The 16,831-nt window shown below is 71.9% G+C and carries 14 protein-coding genes and 1 tRNA gene; 8 read left to right on the forward strand and 7 right to left on the reverse strand.

What is annotated here, in order from left to right; genetic code table 11:
* The coding region (locus NW895_RS36175; RefSeq protein WP_289941122.1) for a DUF3662 domain-containing protein at positions 1–499 on the reverse strand (499 nt) is incomplete at its 3' end.
* 477 nt (positions 500–976) lie between these two features.
* On the opposite strand from NW895_RS36175, the gene NW895_RS36180 reads away from it, so the two are divergent.
* A tRNA-Leu gene (locus NW895_RS36180) sits at positions 977–1,060 on the forward strand.
* 164 nt (positions 1,061–1,224) lie between these two features.
* Entirely contained in the window at positions 1,225–1,491 is a 267-nt protein-coding gene (locus tag NW895_RS36185) for a hypothetical protein (protein WP_289941123.1), read from the forward strand.
* On the opposite strand, the gene NW895_RS36190 is transcribed toward NW895_RS36185, so the two are convergent.
* From NW895_RS36190 to NW895_RS36210, 5 genes are all read right to left on the reverse strand, one after another.
* On the reverse strand, positions 1,488–2,180 hold the full coding sequence (locus NW895_RS36190; protein ID WP_289941124.1) for a ribosome-inactivating family protein: 693 nt from the start codon (positions 2,178–2,180) through the stop codon (positions 1,488–1,490). The two genes, NW895_RS36185 and NW895_RS36190, sit on opposite strands and share 4 nt — an antisense overlap.
* A gap of 286 nt (positions 2,181–2,466) precedes the next feature.
* Positions 2,467–3,864: a hypothetical protein gene (locus NW895_RS36195; RefSeq protein WP_289941125.1), complete on the reverse strand. Its 1,398-nt coding sequence runs from the start codon at positions 3,862–3,864 to the stop codon at positions 2,467–2,469.
* A complete protein-coding gene (locus NW895_RS36200; protein WP_289941126.1) occupies positions 3,861–5,138 on the reverse strand; it encodes a glycosyltransferase family 4 protein in 1,278 nt (425 codons plus the stop codon). The genes NW895_RS36195 and NW895_RS36200 overlap by 4 nt, the downstream gene beginning before the upstream one ends.
* Before the next feature lie 224 nt (positions 5,139–5,362).
* Positions 5,363–5,698 (reverse strand): hypothetical protein, encoded by a 336-nt coding sequence (locus NW895_RS36205; protein WP_289941127.1) that lies wholly within the window; start codon positions 5,696–5,698, stop codon positions 5,363–5,365.
* Positions 5,699–6,265: 567 nt separating this feature from the next.
* Positions 6,266–10,021 carry a helix-turn-helix domain-containing protein gene (locus NW895_RS36210; RefSeq protein ID WP_289941128.1) on the reverse strand — a complete coding sequence of 1,252 codons (3,756 nt, stop codon included), beginning with the start codon at positions 10,019–10,021 and terminating at the stop codon, positions 6,266–6,268.
* Between the two features lie 438 nt (positions 10,022–10,459).
* On the opposite strand from NW895_RS36210, the gene NW895_RS36215 reads away from it, so the two are divergent.
* The 3 genes from NW895_RS36215 to NW895_RS36225 are packed head-to-tail and all read left to right on the forward strand — an operon-like array spanning position 10,460 to position 12,798.
* Positions 10,460–11,065: a TetR/AcrR family transcriptional regulator gene (locus NW895_RS36215; protein WP_289941129.1), complete on the forward strand. Its 606-nt coding sequence runs from the start codon at positions 10,460–10,462 to the stop codon at positions 11,063–11,065.
* Positions 11,066–11,094: 29 nt separating this feature from the next.
* Positions 11,095–12,159, forward strand: a complete 1,065-nt coding sequence (locus tag NW895_RS36220; RefSeq protein ID WP_289941130.1) for a DMT family transporter — start codon at positions 11,095–11,097, stop codon at positions 12,157–12,159.
* A 54-nt stretch (positions 12,160–12,213) separates the two neighbouring features.
* Positions 12,214–12,798, forward strand: coding sequence for a dihydrofolate reductase family protein (locus NW895_RS36225; RefSeq protein WP_289941131.1), 585 nt, complete (start codon positions 12,214–12,216; stop codon positions 12,796–12,798).
* A 154-nt stretch (positions 12,799–12,952) separates the two neighbouring features.
* Here NW895_RS36225 and NW895_RS36230 read toward each other — a convergent pair whose 3' ends face one another.
* On the reverse strand, positions 12,953–13,606 hold the full coding sequence (locus tag NW895_RS36230; RefSeq protein ID WP_289941132.1) for an NAD(P)H-dependent oxidoreductase: 654 nt from the start codon (positions 13,604–13,606) through the stop codon (positions 12,953–12,955).
* Positions 13,607–13,796: 190 nt separating this feature from the next.
* Between NW895_RS36230 and NW895_RS36235 the strand changes: the two genes are divergently transcribed.
* The 3 genes from NW895_RS36235 to NW895_RS36245 all read left to right on the forward strand — a co-directional run bounded on the left by NW895_RS36235 (position 13,797) and on the right by NW895_RS36245 (position 16,726).
* Complete coding sequence (locus NW895_RS36235) at positions 13,797–14,159, forward strand: helix-turn-helix domain-containing protein (RefSeq protein WP_289941133.1); 363 nt, start codon at positions 13,797–13,799, stop codon at positions 14,157–14,159.
* 201 nt (positions 14,160–14,360) lie between these two features.
* Positions 14,361–15,752 (forward strand): DUF2252 domain-containing protein, encoded by a 1,392-nt coding sequence (locus tag NW895_RS36240; RefSeq protein WP_289941311.1) that lies wholly within the window; start codon positions 14,361–14,363, stop codon positions 15,750–15,752.
* 173 nt (positions 15,753–15,925) lie between these two features.
* Positions 15,926–16,726, forward strand: a complete 801-nt coding sequence (locus NW895_RS36245) for a hypothetical protein (protein WP_289941312.1) — start codon at positions 15,926–15,928, stop codon at positions 16,724–16,726.
* The last annotated feature ends 105 nt before the right edge of the window (positions 16,727–16,831 follow it).

Genomic DNA, 16,831 nt, shown 5'->3' on the forward strand with positions numbered 1-16,831 from the left:
CAGGCCCCCGCGCCCGGCGCCCCGGCATGGGCGGGGCGCCTGCGGGGGCGGCGGCCGGCGGGTAGCCGTAGCCGCCGCCGCGTCCGCCTGCCGGGGCGCCGGGCGCGGGGGCCTGCTGGCTGCTGGAGGAGGCGAGCGTGCGGCTGCGTACCCGGTACAGGCCGGTGTCGAGGTCGTCCGCCTTCTCCAGGTGCACCTTGATGGGGCCCATGAAGGTGTAGCGCTGCTGCTTGGCGTAGTCGCGCACCATGCCGGCCAGCTCGTCGCCGAGCTGGCCGGAGTACGGGCTGAGCCGCTCGAAGTCCGGCGTGCTCAGTTCCACGATGAAGTCGTTGGGTACCACGGTGCGGTCGCGGTTCCAGATGGTGGCGTTGTTGTCGCACTCCCGCTGGAGCGCACCCGCGATCTCCACGGGCTGCACCTCGGACTTGAACACCTTGGCGAAGGTGCCGTTGACCAGACCTTCGAGACGCTGCTCGAACTTCTTCAGGACTCCCATGGGGCACCTCCTCCGTCGCTGCCGTCCTGTGTACTGCTTACCTGGTGTACCTGGTACTGCTCGCTGATCGTATCCACGCGCCGGTGAATCGGCTGGTTCCCCCTGTCGGCCCGGTCGACGGGTGTCGACGCCTGACGACGTTCCCTTCGGAGCTCGTCTTCGAACTCCTCCGCGAGTACTCCTGCGCGTCCTTCCGCCCGCGTCCTTCTGCCAAGGATCGTAGAGGCGGTCGAAGACCAGTGTCCCGCACCTGACTGTGGAGCCCGCCCGCCTCCTGGGGAGACGGGCCCTACCGGTACGAGGTTGATACGTGAACCGGTACGCGTTGATACGGAGTGGAGGCCTCCGCGCTGGTCGGGGCCGCCGTGGGCCGGGCGCGGGGAAAGCGATGTGAACCCACCCCGGCCAGCGTGCTAATGTTCTGGGTGTCGGAAGGCGCCGGGCCCCACGGGGCAAGGGCCGGAAGACACACCCAATGCGCGGGTGGCGGAATAGGCAGACGCGCTGGATTCAGGTTCCAGTGCCCGCAAGGGCGTGGGGGTTCAACTCCCCCCTCGCGCACAACGAGAAACCGATGAAACGGGTCTCTGCAGGTGACGGAAGTCACGGCAGGGGCCCGTTTCTCGTTTCCATGATCGCTGTGAGGCATCACACAGGCTGCGTCAGGGCATACGGCAGGCCCCGCGCGTGAGCTATCTCACGGCCGGGGCCTGTCTCGGTGGTGCTTGAGCGTCAGACGTCCGACGGCGGTGCCGGGTACGTCGGACAGCGCCCCGCTCACCTTCGGTGACCTGGCCTTCGACCCGGAGACTCTGGACCGGTCACGAGAAGCCTGCGAGTCGGTGGCCGGCAGGAAGAAGCCCCGGCGGGACAGGGTGGAGTGTCCCGCGGTGACGCGGACGCCCGCGCTGGTGTTGCCGGCGACGCTGGTGCCGGCGGAGAGGTCGGCCCGGTTGGTGCGGCCGATGAAGACATGGCGGATGCCGGTCTAGTTACGCATCAGGCCGAGCTGCTGTGCGGTGACGAAGACGTCGGACCCGTCGTCCATGCCGTTCGCGATGCGGTTGGCGATGGGGCGGAACCGGGAGGCCTCGGTGATGGCGATGATGTAGCGCAGCATGCCGCGCGCCTGGGCGGTGCGGTCGGTGCCGCGGCTGGCGAGGTCCCTGAGGCTGTTCTCAAGGCTGGACTCGCTCAGGTCGACGGCGGTCAGCGACTGGTTCGCGACGCGGGCGAGGGCGTCGTGGCCCTCCTTGCCGAGGAACCAGTTGTCGTCGGTGGCGTCCTCCTTGCCCGGGGCGTCGGAGGCGAGGTTCAGGACGAAGTCGTGCGGGGTGTCGCTGGAGGAGAACCGCACGACGTAGAAGTCGCTGAGCCGTACGATCGCGTGCACCGTGGGGGTGTGGTGGCCGCTGCTGATCACAATGTCGGCGAAAGCCGAGGTCTCGGCGAGGTTCCGCAGCTGATCGAGCATCGTCAGATAGGCGCCCGAGCCACGGGTGATGTTCCAGCGGACCTGTGGGAAGTCGACGTGTTCCTTGCCGGCGACGGTCTCGGCGTCGATCGTCACATGGTCCGCCGCCGTCGAGGCGGATGTGTCGGTGCCCCTGGGCGCCAGCGCGATCACCAGGACTCCGAGAAGGACGGACAAGGCGACCACGATGAGGACGCTGGTCGGCATGGTGTGCTCCGGTTGTTCGACGTGCAGCGGTGTCGCGACCGACGCTCACAGCCGGGAGGTTGTTTGGCAGGCCCCTTTTGCCGCCGCATACAATTCCGGAAGATCGAATTCCACATTACTTGTCCGGATGTAAAGGTGTCGTCGCGGAAGCGGAAGCCGTACGTCGAGTGGGGCACGCGCCAGGCGCTGCACCACTCGGGCCCGGACGCGAAGGCACCTCGGGAGCCGCCGGCGCCGCAGTGGACCTCGGGGCCGCGCTACCGGCCCCGAGGGGTACAGCCGGCCGTCAGGGACGCACGACGACGGTCCATCCGGGGTTGTAGGTGTCCGGCACCGGGAATCGTTGCCAGTCGCGCGCCCAGTGCGGTGGCTTCCGCTCGCGAAGGACCAGCGCACCGGGGTGCGCCGGGGGATCCGTCTCCGTGACAGTGCAGCCCGCGGTGTGGGCGATGGGAATCGTCGCTCTGTTCCCCGCGAGGACACACGGCGGGTGCACCCCGTGCTCGCGCAGCACGGAGGCGATCCGGTCCCAGTCTTCGCGGGCCTGCTGCTGGATGCCCGCATGAGTGTGGACGAGACCGGCCTGAATGCCCCAGTGCCCGAGGAGTGCCAGGGCGAGCACCGCGGCTGTGGGCAGCGAACGGCGGGTGCGGGCCCGGTGGACGACGGCGAGGAGCCCGACAGCGGCGGGGAGCGCCAGCAGGGCGTAGGCCGGCAGCAGGAACCGCGGCGCGGCGTAGGGGACGAGGAAGAGATACGGAGCCGCCGTGGCCACCGCCACCGCCACCGACACCCACAGCGGTGCGGCGGACCGGCGCGCCCGGCGCTCCGCCCACAGTCCCAGGCCGACCAGCAGCGGCAGCAGCACCCACCACTCCATCGCGTGCAGCCGTACGCCGTCGCCCGTACAGGGACGGCACAGCAGCGGGCCGTCCAGCGCGGTGAGATGGGCGGGCAGGGAGAAGACGGCCCCCAGGCCGCCCTGGACCTGGTCGGCCTCCGCGAGCCGGTTCCGCACCCCGCCGAACCGCACCTCGGCCTCGACGATCCAGGGCAGCGCACCCGCCACGAGTCCGGCCGCCACGGCCGGCAGACGCCCCCTCAGGCGGCCGTGGCCGCGCAGTGTGGGCACCAGCACGGCGGCCAGGAGCAGCGGCACGGCGACGGCCACACCGTCGTTGGGCCGCATCAGGGTCACCACCGCCAGGCCTGCCGCGACCCCCGCGTACCGGGGACGCGGGGCGAGGAAGCAGCCCACCGCGGCGGTGGCACCCATCGCGGTGTAGTGGTTCGGCATCGCGGAACCGGCGTAGAAAAGAGTGATCCACAGGCTGCCGTACAGCACGGCCGCCACCCACACCGCCGCCGGGCGGTGCAGGATCCGCAGCCAGGGCCGGAATCCCAGCCAGAGCGCACCGCCGGCCAGCAGGAGCAGCCACACCCTGAGCAGTACCGTCGAGCCGCTCCAGGAGGCGATCGGAGCCAGCAGCAGGGGGACCCCGCGGGTACGCGGGGCGCTGAACGGGGTCGCGGGACCGTACGAGTCGAAGCGGCTGGCGTACACGCGCTCGTCCCAGCCGAGCGGCAGGGTGAGCGGTACGAGGACGGCCGACAGCAGACAGAACCCTGCGGCCACGATCCACAGCATCCGCTGCGCCGAGGCCGCTGTGCGATCCGCGTTCATCCGACCCGGCCCAGCTTGCGCCGCCCGCGGCGCACCGCTGCGCGGGAGAGGATGCCTGCCGTGGCGGCGAGCACGGTGGCATGGTCGCGCCAGTCGGCCGGGCCGGGTGGTGGAGGAGCGGGCCGGGCGGCCCGCTCCTCCACCAGTGTGCTGAACAGGCGCTCGTAGCGGTCGGCGATGTCATCCGGGGCGAATCGTTTCGCCGTGCCGGCCCGGGCGGCCTTGCCCATCTCCGCACGCCGTTCGTCGTCCCGCATCAGTGCCAGCAGCGCGTCGGCCACGGCCCGGGTGCTGTCGCGCGGGACGAGAAGGCCGTCCACACCGTGGCGGATGATCTCGCCGGGCCCGTGGGGGCAGTCGGTGCTCACCACGGGCAGGCCGCAGCGCATGGCCTCCACGATCGTCATTCCGAACGACTCGTGCGCGGAGGTCACCGCGGCGATGGAGCCCTTGACCCACTCGGCCTCGATGGGAGTGGCCGAACCCATCAGGAAGACCCGGTCATCCAGGCCGTGGTGGGCTATCCGGTCGGCTATCCGGGCGCGCTCCGGGCCGTCCCCGTAGATGCGCAGGGACCAGTCGGGGCAGGCCGCACCGGCCAGGGCGAAGGCGTCGACCAGCATCTCGTACCGCTTGACGCGGGCCAACCGTCCCGCCGCGACGACGACCTTGGCCGCCGGGTCGGCCGGCGGCACCGGGGGTTCGGGGACGCTGTTGGGGATGGCCAGCACCCGGGTGCGCGGCAGCCGCATGCCGCGCCGGTGGTCGCGCGCGTCGGCCTCGGTCATGGTGACCAGCGCGTCGAGACCGCCGTACCAGCGCTGGAGTTCCGTCCGCAGTCGGTGCGGGTGGTTGTCGTGGGTGAGGTGCTCCTGGCCGACGCGTACGGCATGGCGTGGCCCGAACCGGGCCAGCAGCGCGTTGAGTCCGGCCCTGGTGCCCACGACGACGTCGGCGTCCGTCTCCCGCAGCCAGTCGATGACCCGCTGCTCGGCGAGCCGGTGGTACTGGTGCGAGCGGCTGTCCCCCTTCGGGAAGACCTCTCCGGCCCGCCGGGCGAGAGGGTCCGCCGCGTCCGCGGATCCCTCGCGCCGGTCCACCAGGGCCCGCAGCGGCACCTTGGGCGACCGCCCCAGTCGTGGTTTCTCGCGGTGCCGGAAGACCGACACGAGTTCCACCTGGTGTCGCCCGGCGAGCGTGTCGGCGAGTGTCATGGTCGTCCGTACGGTGCCGCCCATCGCGTAGGCGTTGTGCAGCAGGAAGGCGATGCGCACGTGCGGCGTCCCCCGGTTTCCCTGTATGTGGCTGGTCAGTGTCACTGTGTTGGCCTTCGGCGAGGCGACCGCACCCGTGCCGGCCAGATCCGGCGGAGCAACGGGCGGGCCCTGCCGCCGCGTTCTGCGAAGGCTCCGCGCGGGTCGGGTTCGAGCCCGACACGGCCGGCGACCGGTCCGGGTGGCCGGCGCTGGCGCCTTGCGCGGGCCCGGTCGGGCGATCTTCAGGCGGAGGGTGCTCCGGTGAGGACTTCTACGCGGCCGGTGTCGAGTGAGTGGCAGGCGCTGACCACGGCCAGGTCGCCCCTCTTCACGAGCGAGGTCTGCTTGGTGTGGACGCGGATCATGGCGTCGACCGGATCGGGGTGCTTGTCCTTGACCGCCTCGGCGTCTGCGACTTTCCAGCCGCCCTCGTGCGGCGCAGCCGCGCTCGCGCTCTGCAGGACGCCCAGCGGGCCGAGCAGAGTGGCGAGGACCGACAGCGCCGGGGTGCGGCGTCGCGGCGGCGGCTGTCGAGGCGCTTCCGCTTCGGGGAGCGTCATCGCGTCGGTGGCAGACATGTGCTCTTTCCGGGTGACTCAGGGCGCCGGGATCCGGCCTTGCTGCACCGACGCTCGCAACCGGAATGTTGTTTGGCACGTCCCTTCTGCCAGGTCGGACAATCCTGTGGGCGGTTGCGGACTGGCCGGCGTCAGAGTCTTCTGCCTCTACCGGGACGCCCCTTGAGAGTGCTTGCCCGGCGCCCGCGTACTGTTCTCGGCTCCGGGCGACCAGGTGTCCGCCATCGCCTCACGCTCCGGGACGTCGCCGAAGGCCAAGGCCGTATGACACCGGACCCGGCAAGGAGGACTTCGGCCGAGGCGGGATCACGCCGGCCCGTCGGCGGTGGGTCGCCGGTGAGGGGATTGTTCGACTTGGTGGGATGGCTGGAGGGACAACTCCCGGGCCCTTGACGATCGACCCGTCGCTGCCCCGGTCCGGACTTCCCCCCCTCGGCCGGGGCAGCGGCCCGACCCGATCAACGGGTCGAGGCATCCGACGGGAGAGCTGTCCATGAAGATCCGGAGGACCGGCCGCCGCCGAACGGCCGTGCGGGCGCAAGTCCCCCTTCATGTCACCGGGGACGGTCAGGAGCAGACCCGCCTGTAGGGCTGGTCCGGAATGTATGTGCGCCACTGCGCACGAGTCAGCTCGGCATTCCCGGTACGGGCGCAGACGAGGGATACCGCCCGCTCCGGATCCACCACGTACCGCTGGAGCGGGACGCGCGCGCCGCCCGCGTACAGCGTGGTGCTGTCCGGGCTGAAGGCGAGCGTGTCGACGCTTCCACCGGGGGTGGGCAGAGAAGGACCGAGGGGTTGCTGGGTCGCGATGTCCCAGAGTTGGACGGTTCCCGAGTTGCCGCCCACGGCGAGCGTGCTGCCGTCCGGACTGAACGCGAGAGCTGTGATCGCCTCGGCCGCGTCGGAGGACGGATCGACGGGCGCCAGGAAGACGTTCCTCAGGATGCCCGCCCGGTGCCGGAGGTCGCCGTCCCAGAGGGCCACCCGCCCGGTCCAGTCGCCCGCCGCCAGGCCGGAGCCGTCGGGCGCGAAGGCGATGGCTCCGATGCCGTCGCGCTGGACGAGGTCATGGGCGTGGGACCGGCCCGCTCGGACGACGCGGTTGCCGGTCACGAGGAGCTTGCCGTCGGGGCTGACGGCAAGCTGATCGCCGCCCGGGCCGGGGATCAGCGCCGTCCTCCGCTGCCGCATCGTGTCCCATGTCTCGTTGACGAAGCCGTCGGAAGCCACCCGAGCCGTGAGGAGCGTACGACCGCCGGGTCCCAGGGCGATCCTGTCCCGGGGCTCCAAGTACGCCGCCGCGGGCCTCACGGGCGCCGTCACCAGGTCCAGCGTGGTCTTGACGTGTCCGGCGGCCACGTCCCACACCGTCAGAGGCAGAGGCGACGTGTCCTCGCTGCCGGGGACGAAGACTGCGTACGCCAACGCGCCTCCGTCGGGGCTGAAGGACAGCAGAGGCTCGGTGTCGTCCGCGAGGACCGTCGGTGTTCCGGTGCGCCGGCCGGGAAGTGGCGGGGTCGGCAGGGTGCGCAGCAGGCGGCCGTCGCGCGTGTTCCGCAGCTGGAAGACATAGCGGTCGCCGTTGCGTTCGGCGGTGGCGAGCGTCCTGCCGTCGGGGCTGAGCCGCACCCCGGCGAGCGGATTCCCGCGCCAGGCGCGGGTGAGCGTCGAGGTGAGGTCGAGGGTGTGGACCGTCCCCCCTTCGAGGTACCGCAGCAGGGGCCGCGAGGAGTCGAAGGCGAGACCGGAGAGCGACGCGTTGTCCAGAGAGTGCCGGAAAACGGGGGCGCCGCCGCTGGGCAGACGCCACACCCTGACGTCCTCGCCGCCGCCGGTCGCCAGGAACGAGCCGTCAGCGCTCACGACGGCCGAAACGACTCCCGGGTGGGGGACGTCGGCGAGTTCCCGTCCCGACGTGGTGTCCCATACACGCACCGGGCGGCCCCCGGTGAGGGCGATGAGCCGGCCGCCGCTGAGGACGAGGTGGGTGCTGTCGTCGCAGACGCCGCGAGCGCTCGTCCAAGCACCGGACCGTTCGCCGCGCGTGGCGGTGTCCCAGACCCGCAGGGCCCGGCCGTAAGGGCAGACGGCCAGCAGCCGGTCGCCGTCGGTCGCCGCGTCGGCGAGCCGCGCACTGCCGGCCGACGGGGTCCGGAAGACCAGACGGCCGTCGGTGCCGGAGTAGAGCCCGACCCGGTCGTCGATCACGCTCGTCATCAGGTAATTGCGGCCACTCGCCCCGAACTTCACGTGGTGCCTGAGCGGCAGGGCGCTCCCGATCCAGCGCCTGGTTCGGGTGTCCCACAGCCGCTGGGTCCTGTCATTGGCCGAGATGACGAGCACCCGGCCGCCGGGGCCCGCATCGAGTACGCCCCCCTCAGGTACCGGCCCCGAGGCGATACGGCGGTGGGTGTCCAGGTCCCACGTTCGCGAAGTGGAGTCGGCGCCGATGCTGAGCAGCGTGCGCCCGGAGACGTCGAGGAACCGCGTCGGTTCGTCACCGGGCGTGGGGTCGGTGAAGTTGCCCAGTTCGGGCTGGGCCAGCGCGCCCAGCAGGGCTCGGCGGGACTCCGGGAGCTCGGAGGTCCGCCATGCGGCGACGCCGAGCAGCATCGCGGTGCGCGGGTCGGTGGTCCGCAGCGCCTCGGCGACCGCGGCCACCCGGCGGGCCGCCGTGTCGGTGGTCTGCTGCTCGCTGTCCTGACGCAGTCGTACGGCGGTCAGGCCGACGACCAGGGCCACCGCCAGCACGGCGCAGAGCGAGGCCGTGAGCGTGCGGCTCCGGCGCCTGGCCCGGGTGGCGGCCCGCTCCTCCGCCGCCCGCTGCTCCGCCGCGGTGACCAGGAAGGCCCTCTCCTCGGACGTCAGACCGTCGTAGCCGCGGTCGTCGCCCGCGAACAGTTCCTCGGCCCGCGCCAGACGGGTGCCCCGGTACAGCGTGCCCGGGTCGCGGTCGTGCTCCAGCCAGGTGCGGGCGGCATCGGTCAGCTGCCGGTGGTGGCGCAGCCGCTCCCGGTCCGCGTCGATCCACTCGCGCAGCCGCGGCCAGCAGGTGATGAGCGCCTCGTGGGCGAGCTGCGCTCCGTCGTCGTCGGTGGTCAGCAGCCGGGCCCGGGTCAGCCGCCCGATGACGGGCCGCACTTCGGGGTCCTGCCACCCGGCCATTTCCTCCCAGCCGAGCGGGCGGCGCGTGTCGGCGTTGCCCTGGCCGGGCTCGACCATCCGCAGGAGCAGATGCCGGGCGGCGTGCGCCTGCGCCGGTGAGAGGTCGCCGTACGCCTTCTCGGCGCTGGCCGCGATCGCGCCGCGCACCCCGCCGGCCGCTTCGTACGCGGCCAGGGTCAGCATCCGTCCCTTGCGCCGCCGCCAGGTCTCCAACAGGGCGTGGGACAGCATCGGCAGTCCGCCGGGCTCGTCGAGCACGTCCTCGACGATCCGCGCGGTCAGGGTCCGCTCCACGATGAGCCCGGCCGCCTGCGCGGGACCGATCACCGCCTCGCGCAGCTCGTCGGCGGTCATGGGCCTGACCAGCAGCCCACTCCCGTGCAGCGCCTCGGCCAGTCGCGGGTGCTCGGCGCACCGCGCGTAGAAGTCGGACCGTACGGCGATGAGCACGCGCAGTCGGCTTCCCGGGTCGCGCGCGGCGAGCAGAAGGTCGAGGAAGCGGTCCCGCTCGGCGCGCTCGCGGCAGAGGGTGAAGACCTCCTCGAACTGGTCCACCACCACCCAGCTCTCCGGATCGTCGGCCGTCGGCGTCAGCAGATGTCCGTAGGTGGTGGCGGGCCGGGCTCCCGGAGTGAGGATCCGGAGCACCGCCGTACGCCCCTGCTGCGCGATCCTCTCCCGCAGCAGGGGTATGAGACCGGCCCGCAGCAGGGAGGACTTGCCGCTGCCGGACGCCCCGAACACCACGGCGAACGGGGACCCGCACACCAGCTCGCTCAGCTCGTCGATCAGCCGGTCCCGGCCGAAGAACAGCTCACGGTCGTCCGGCTCGAAGCGCGCGAGGCCACGGTAGGGCGGCGCGGCGTCGGCCTCCTCCTGCCGCTCCTCCCCGGCCAGCGCCTCGGCCTCCGCCCACCGTGCCTCCCACGGAGCGGGGTCCTCCCCGCATGCCCGGACGTACGCCTGGAGCACGGCGAGCGACGGCAGCCGCTCGCCGCTCGCCGCCTTCGCCAGGGTCGTCACCGAGAAGCCGGCCTTCTTCGCCATGGCCCGGTACGACACGCCACCCGCCGAGCGGCGCAGCTCCCGGAGATCGTGGGCGAGTCGCTGCACGGGACCGGCCGCCGGGTCGACCGGTCGTTCGGGACGCCCCACCGCGAAGCCTCTTTCGCATACAAGAAGAACAAGTTGATCGGCAGAACAAGGTACTTTTCGCCTCGCTCCGGCGAGAACCCTTTCCGACTGTGATGTCCGCCGGAGAAGTTGTTCGTACCCGCGGTGCCGAGTTGGGCCCCATCGGACGTGGCCATGACGGACCCCGTACGGACCTCTCGTCGCCGAAACCAAACGATCCCGACGGCGATGACGCTCTCGATGACGGCCGAATCCCGGCCCTTCACGTCCGCGGCAGCCGGAGCCGCCGCTCTGGACAACGCCCACCGGGATCAGCCTGGTCAGGTCGCATCACGGGCCCCGACGCGTGAGCTGTCTCGCGGGCGGGGCCTGTTTTCGCCGGCACCCGCGGGAGGTCGCTCCGCGGAACCGACCTGTTGTTAATATAGGTAGACCTACCTACCTAGTTTGGGGTTGTGGATGAGCGATACCGAAGCGAGTGCGGCTCGGAAGGGAAGGCGGCGTCCGGCGCGGGAGCGGCTGCTGGCTGCTGCGGCCCGCCGGTTCTACGCCGACGGTGTCGCCGCGACGGGCATCGACACGATCACCGCCGACGCCGGCGTGGCGAAGATGAGCCTGTACAACAACTTCTCCTCAAAGGCCGATCTGGTCCGCGCCTACCTGGACGCCCGGCACGAGGAGTGGCTCGGCCTGTACCGGACGCGGCTGGAGCAGGCCCAGGGCCCGCGCGACGGCGTGCTGGCGGTCTTCGACGCCTACGCCGATCACGCGGCCTTCGCCTACGAGCACGGGTTCCGTGGCTGCGGCCTGCTCAACGCCGCCGCCGAGCTTCCGGCCGGGGACGAGGGCCGTGCCGTGGTCCGCGCCCACAAGGAACAGGTGGAGCGTCTGATCGCCGGGCACCTGGAGCACTTGCTGCCCGACCGTCCCGACGAAGCCCGGGCCATGGCCGAGCACCTCGCCTTCCTGCTGGAGGGCGCGATGGCCCGGGCGGGTCTGGAAGGCGACGGCGAACGCCTGCAGCATGCCCGTTCTCTCGCGGCAGCCCTGCTGGACCGGCTGTGAGAGGCAGAGGACACGGCGGGTTTGCCGGGATGGGGGCGCTGTGCGTGCTGGCGGCCTCCGCGCTGTGGGGGACGACGGGCACGGCAGCCACCTTCGCCCCGACGGTGGGACCGCTCGCCATCGGCGCCGTCGCCATGGGCCTGGGCGGACTCCTCCAGGCCCTCGCCGCCACGCGGCAGATCGCCCGCAACACGGCCCGGCTGCGCGACCAACGCGGCACAGTGCTCCTCGGCGCGGCCTCGGTGGCGGTCTATCCCCTGGCGTTCTACACCTCCATGCACCTGGCCGGGGTCGCCGCGGGCACCGTCGTCTCGATCGGCGCCGCCCCACTGGCCTCGACGGTGATCGAACGCATCATGGACAATCGCCGGCTCACCCGCCGCTGGATGCTCGCCGCCACCCTCGGCCTGCTCGGCACCGCCTTGCTGTGCGTCGCCCAAGCCACCCACGTCACCGACGGCACAGGGCGGCCTTCCGTGGCCGCCACGCTGCTCGGCGTCAGCCTGGGCCTGGTCGCCGCCACGACGTACGCCCTTTACTCCTGGGCCGCGCACCGGCTCATCACCCGCCGGATCCCCTCCCGTGCGGCGATGGGCGCGGTCTTCGGACTCGGCGGGCTGCTGCTCGTCCCCGTCCTGCTGGCGACCGGTGCCCCGCTCGTCAGTTCCTGGTCCAACGCGGCAGTCGGCGCCTACATGGCGTTGGTCCCCATGTTCGCCGGTTACGTCCTGTTCGGCTGGGGGCTCGCCCAGGTGCCCGCCAGCACCGCCACCACACTGTCCCTGCTCGAACCGGCCGTGGCGGCCGTCCTCGCCGTCGTGATCGTCGGCGAACGCCTGTCCGTCGCCGGCTGGGCCGGCCTGGCGCTCGTCCTCGCCTGCCTTGCGGTCCTCACCGCCCCGACACCCACCGCCGTCCGCCGCCGCCGGCGGCTGCCGGCCGAGTCTGCCTCGGGAGACGACGCCGCCGACGCCGGGCGAGGGGACCTGGTGCCCCCAGCCCCGGCCCGGCCGACTCGGTGGACCACTGCCGCGGGCCGTGGGCCGAGGATCGCGGAGGTGACCCCGGTAAGGGGATCCCGCGAGTCGCGATGAGTCCTGCGGCGTCCGGCAGTCGTACTGTCGAACCCGTTACCGAGGAGAACGCCGATGCGCAGCGTGACCTATTCGATGAGCGTCTCACTCGACGGCTACATCGTCGGACCCGACGGCGGCTTCGACTGGACGCCGCCCGACGAGGAGATTTTTCGCTTCGCCACCGACGAGATACGACAGGTCGGCGTCCACCTCCTGGGACGACGGCTGTACGAGGCGATGCTGTACTGGGAGACCGCCGACCGGAGTCCATCGCTCGACGGCCTCGCCGCGGTCGGCCGCCACTCGGTGCTGGAGTTCGCCGCGCTCTGGAAGGCACTCCCCAAGGTGGTGTTCTCCACCACGCTGTCGGCGGTGCAGGGCCATGCCCGCCTGGCCTCCGGCAGCCTCGCGGAGGAGATCGAGCGGTTGCGAGCCGGGCCGGGGAAGGGCGACATCGCGATCGGCGGCGCGACTCTCGCGGCCGAGGCGGCCGCGTCGGATCTGATCGACGAGTACCGGGTCAGGGTCCACCCGGTGCTGGTCGGCGGTGGCATTCCGTTCTTTCCCCGGCACGAGCGCCGGGTGGATCTCGAACTCGTCGAGACCCGCACCTTCCGCTCGCGAGTCGTCTACCTCCGCTACCGCGTGGCGCGCTAGCCGGCTCGTCGCGAAAGCTGCTCCGCCCGTCGTTCCCCACAGGTCGAGAGCCCCGTGGGTCTCGGACCTACGGGGCTTCCGCCTTGCCGGGGCGGGGCGGCGGGGGCGAAGCCAGAGGTGAGGACAACCACACCCTGTTCCCCGCCGGGCGGGCCTACGCGGCGAAGCGCTGTGCCAGCTTCTTGGCCTTGGCGGCGGCGTCCTCCAGGGCCCGTTCCCGGGAGGCCTCGAAGAGCGGGACCAGCTGGGCCATCTCCGGGTTGTGCGGGGCCATGGTGAGCTCCGGGACGATGAAGTCGAGCTCGGTGCCGAGGGTGTCGGCGAAGATCGCCTTCAGGTAGTTCTGCACGTATTCGTAGGACTCACGCGGGGTGCCCGGCGCGTAGGAGCCGCCCCGGCTCGCGACGACGGTGACCGGGGTGCCCTTGACCTTGGAGTCCTCGGTCATGGCGGTACGGCCGATGAGCAGCACGTTGTCCAGCCAGGCCTTGAGGGTCGAGGGGACCGAGAAGTTGTACATCGGCGCGCCGATCAGGACCGCGTCCGCCTGCTCCAGCTCCTCTATCAGCCGCACCCGCTCGGCGAAGGCCGCCGCCTGCTCAGGCGTGTGCGTCGCCGGATCGGAGAAGCCGGCCGTGTGGGCGTCGGCGGTGATGTGCGGGACGGGCTGCGCGGCGAGATCGCGGTAGATCACCGTGCCCTCCGGGTGTTGTTCCTCCCAGGTCCGGCGGAAGGCGTCGGTGACGGCGCGGGACGCGGAGGCGGCGGCGGGGAAGACGGACGAGTCGATGTGCAGGAGCGTGGCCATGGGGTTCTCCAGGTGAGAGGTGGGCTGAGGGTCCGGCGGCTGTGACGGATCCAGTGGTTGTGACGAGTCCTGTTGCTGTGACGAGCCTTGTTGCTGTGACGGACCTTTGCTAAGAATCCGTACTCGACTATGGATAGCACAGCTACTTACTTTTTTTCATCCCCATACGGCGAAGCAGTACGCTGAGGGCATGGCGCTCGAGCAAAATCACGACGCGGCTGTGTGCAAGCGGGTGGACGGCGGCATCACACGCGTCTTCCAGCTGCTCGGAAAGCGCTGGACGGGCCCGATCGTGTCCGTCCTGACCGAGGGCCCCGCGTACTTCGTGAACCTCCGCAGGGCGATCCCCGGCATCAGCGAGCGCATGCTGTCCGACCGGCTCACCGAGCTCGGCGCGGCCGGGCTGGTGGTGCGGGAGGTCGACGAGGGACCGCCACTACGGGTCTCCTACCGGCTGACGGAGGCGGGGGCCGCGCTGAAGCCCGCGCTGGGAGAGCTCAAGGAGTGGGCGAAGAAGTACCTGCCGGACGGGGAACGCGGGGCCGGTTGCTGACCGCGATGCCTGGCGGCCGGCAGGGGTTGTCCACAGCCCTGGAGTTGTCCACAGGGCCTGACGCGATTTCGCCCGTCGGCTGTACCGTCGGCACGAGTTGATGTTCGTGCACGTGCGGGGGAGGCGGTCACTGTGAGCGAGGACGGTGCGAGGCCGGCGGAGACAGGCGCGGGCCCGACCCGGGAGGCGTCGGACGGAGCCGTGCAGGCGCGCCGGCTGCCGCAGGTGCGGGGCTTCGCCGGGTGGCCGGCCGAGGGCTCGCCCAAGGACGAGGGGAAGGCACTGCGCAAGCGGGTCCCCCGCAGCGCGCATGCCGCCCTCGACCTGGACGCCGCCCGGCCCGACGCCGTGCACGCGGTGGAGGAGTCCAACCGCGGCCGGATCCCCGAACTCACCCCCATAAGGGTCGGCCGGATGGCAGCCACGCCCTTCGCCTTCCTGCGCGGCGCGGCGGGCCTGATGGCGTACGACCTGGCGCGCACCCCCATGACCCGGATCCGCGCCCAGATCTGCGGCGACGCGCACGCGGCCAACTTCGGCCTGTACGGCGACGCGCGCGGCGGCCTCGTCATCGACCTGAACGACTTCGACGAGACCGTCCACGGCCCCTGGGAGTGGGACCTCAAGCGACTCGCTGCCTCACTGGTCCTCGCGGCCCGCGAGGCCGGCGCGGACGAGGACATCTGCCGCAAGGCCGCCCACGACGCGGTGGGCGCCTACCGCCGCACCATGCGGCTGCTGGCCAAACTCCCCGTGCTGGACGCGTGGAACGCCATAGCGGACGAGGAACTCGTCTCCCACACCGACGCCCACGACCTGCTCGGCACGCTGGAGCGGGTCTCCGAGAAGGCACGGGCCAACACCAGCGGCCGCTTCGCCGCCAGGTCGACCGAGGCGACCCAGGACGGCGGACGCCGCTTCGTCGACGCCCCGCCGGTGCTGCGCCGCATCCCGGACGCGGAGGCGGCGGCGGTCGCCTCGTCCCTGGAGCAGTACCTGACCTCACTTTCGGAGGACCGGCTCCCGCTGCTGGCCCGGCACACGGTCCATGACGTGGCGTTCCGCATAGTCGGCACGGGCAGCGTGGGCGCCCGGTCGTACGTGGTCCTCCTCCTGGACCACCGTGGCGAACCGCTCGTGCTCCAGGTGAAGGAGGCCCGCCCCTCGGCGCTGGTGCCGCATCTGGCGACCGCCGGCTTCGAAACTCCCGAGGTGGAGCACGAGGGCCGCCGCGTGGTCCTGGGCCAGAAGCGCATGCAGGTCGTCAGCGACATCCTGCTGGGCTGGACGACGGTCGACGGACGGCCCTTCCAGGTACGCCAGTTCCGCAACCGCAAGGGCAGCGTCGACCCGGCCGCCCTGGCCGCCGACCAGATGGACGACTACGCCCGCATGACCGGCGCTCTCCTGGCCCGCGCCCACTCCCACAGCGCCGACCCGCGCCTCATCGCCGGCTACTGCGGGAAGAACGAGGAACTGGATGAGGCGGTGGCCACCTTCGCCGTCACCTACGCCGACCGCACGGAGGCCGACCACGCGGCGCTGGTGGCTGCCGTTCGCGCTGGGCGGGTTGCGGCTGAGATGGGGGTGTGAGGGGGGCTGCTTGGTGGGGCTTGCTGGGGGCGGGGGAGGGAGGGGGAGGGGGGAGGGGGGGAGGGCCCCAGGCATGGCGATCAGCGTGCGGCGGCGTGTGAGCCGTGGCCTACGCTGGTCGGGTGACGACCCCGGAAGCTGAGCAGGGTGGTGGCGGCGCCGGTGAGGAGCGGGTGGCGCCCGACAGTGGTGCGCCGCGGCCCGAGGAGCGGCTGGAGCAGGCCGTGCGGGCCGCCGAGCACGCCCTCATCGAGTACGAGATCGCGGTGGAGACCTTCCGTGTGGAGGTCGAGAACTTCTCGCGGCTGCACGAACAGAGACTCGGTCCCATGTACGCGCGCCTGGAGGAGCTGGACGCGCAGATCCTGGAGGCCAGGGCCGCACGCACCGGCGACCCCGAGGACCGGCGCCGCGCGGACGAGGCGCGGGCCCGTCTGATGCCGATCCCCGGGGTCGAGGAGCTGCTGCACGGCTGGATGGACGGGGGCGGTCTGTTCCCGGAGGCCTCGGCGATGCTCACGGACCAGGCGGTACGGCCCCCGGAGCGGGTGCGGCCCAGTGAGGAGGCCCGCAAGCTCTACCGGGAGCTGGCCCGCAAGGCCCACCCCGACCTGGCGCAGGAGGAGAGCGAGCGGATCCGGCGCGAGGAGTTCATCACCCGGGTCAACGCCGCCTACGCCCGCGGTGACGAGGTGGAGCTGCGGGAGCTGGCCGAGGAGTGGGCGGCCGGCCCGAAGCCGAAGGAGCAGGGCCCGAGCCGTGCGGAGGAGCTCTACGCCCGCCTCGAATGGCTGGCCCAGCGCAAGGAGCTGCTGTCACTCCTGGCGAAGGAACTGGAGGAAAGCGCGATCGGCGCGATGCTCCGGCTCGCCCCCGAGGACCCCGACCGCCTCCTGGACGAGATCGCCGAACAGCTGACGGCACAGGTCAGCGAGCGTGAGGCGGAGCTGGCGGCGCTGCTGGGGCAGACCTGAGCGGAGCCGATGGTGCGTGGCCGGCGTGCGTGAGCGGTCCGTGCGGTGGGCGGCGCACCGCGGTGGGCGGCTGTGCCGTGGGTCCGGTCGGGTAGCGTCGGGGGC

Origin of the sequence: Streptomyces sp. S.PNR 29 (assembly GCF_030386795.1) — a bacterium.
GTDB lineage: Bacteria > Actinomycetota > Actinomycetes > Streptomycetales > Streptomycetaceae > Streptomyces.

Bases quoted from the DNA above. Each gene is read 5' to 3' on its own strand.
- NW895_RS36190 (WP_289941124.1), bottom strand. From the start codon at position 2,180: ATGCCGACCAGCGTCCTCATCGTGGTCGCCTTGTCCGTCCTTCTCGGA.
- NW895_RS36205 (WP_289941127.1), bottom strand. From the start codon at position 5,698: ATGTCTGCCACCGACGCGATGACGCTCCCCGAAGCGGAAGCGCCTCGA.
- NW895_RS36195 (WP_289941125.1), bottom strand. From the start codon at position 3,864: ATGAACGCGGATCGCACAGCGGCCTCGGCGCAGCGGATGCTGTGGATC.
- NW895_RS36215 (WP_289941129.1), top strand. From the start codon at position 10,460: ATGAGCGATACCGAAGCGAGTGCGGCTCGGAAGGGAAGGCGGCGTCCG.
- NW895_RS36220 (WP_289941130.1), top strand. From the start codon at position 11,095: ATGGGGGCGCTGTGCGTGCTGGCGGCCTCCGCGCTGTGGGGGACGACG.
- NW895_RS36225 (WP_289941131.1), top strand. From the start codon at position 12,214: ATGCGCAGCGTGACCTATTCGATGAGCGTCTCACTCGACGGCTACATC.
- NW895_RS36235 (WP_289941133.1), top strand. From the start codon at position 13,797: ATGGCGCTCGAGCAAAATCACGACGCGGCTGTGTGCAAGCGGGTGGAC.
- NW895_RS36230 (WP_289941132.1), bottom strand. From the start codon at position 13,606: ATGGCCACGCTCCTGCACATCGACTCGTCCGTCTTCCCCGCCGCCGCC.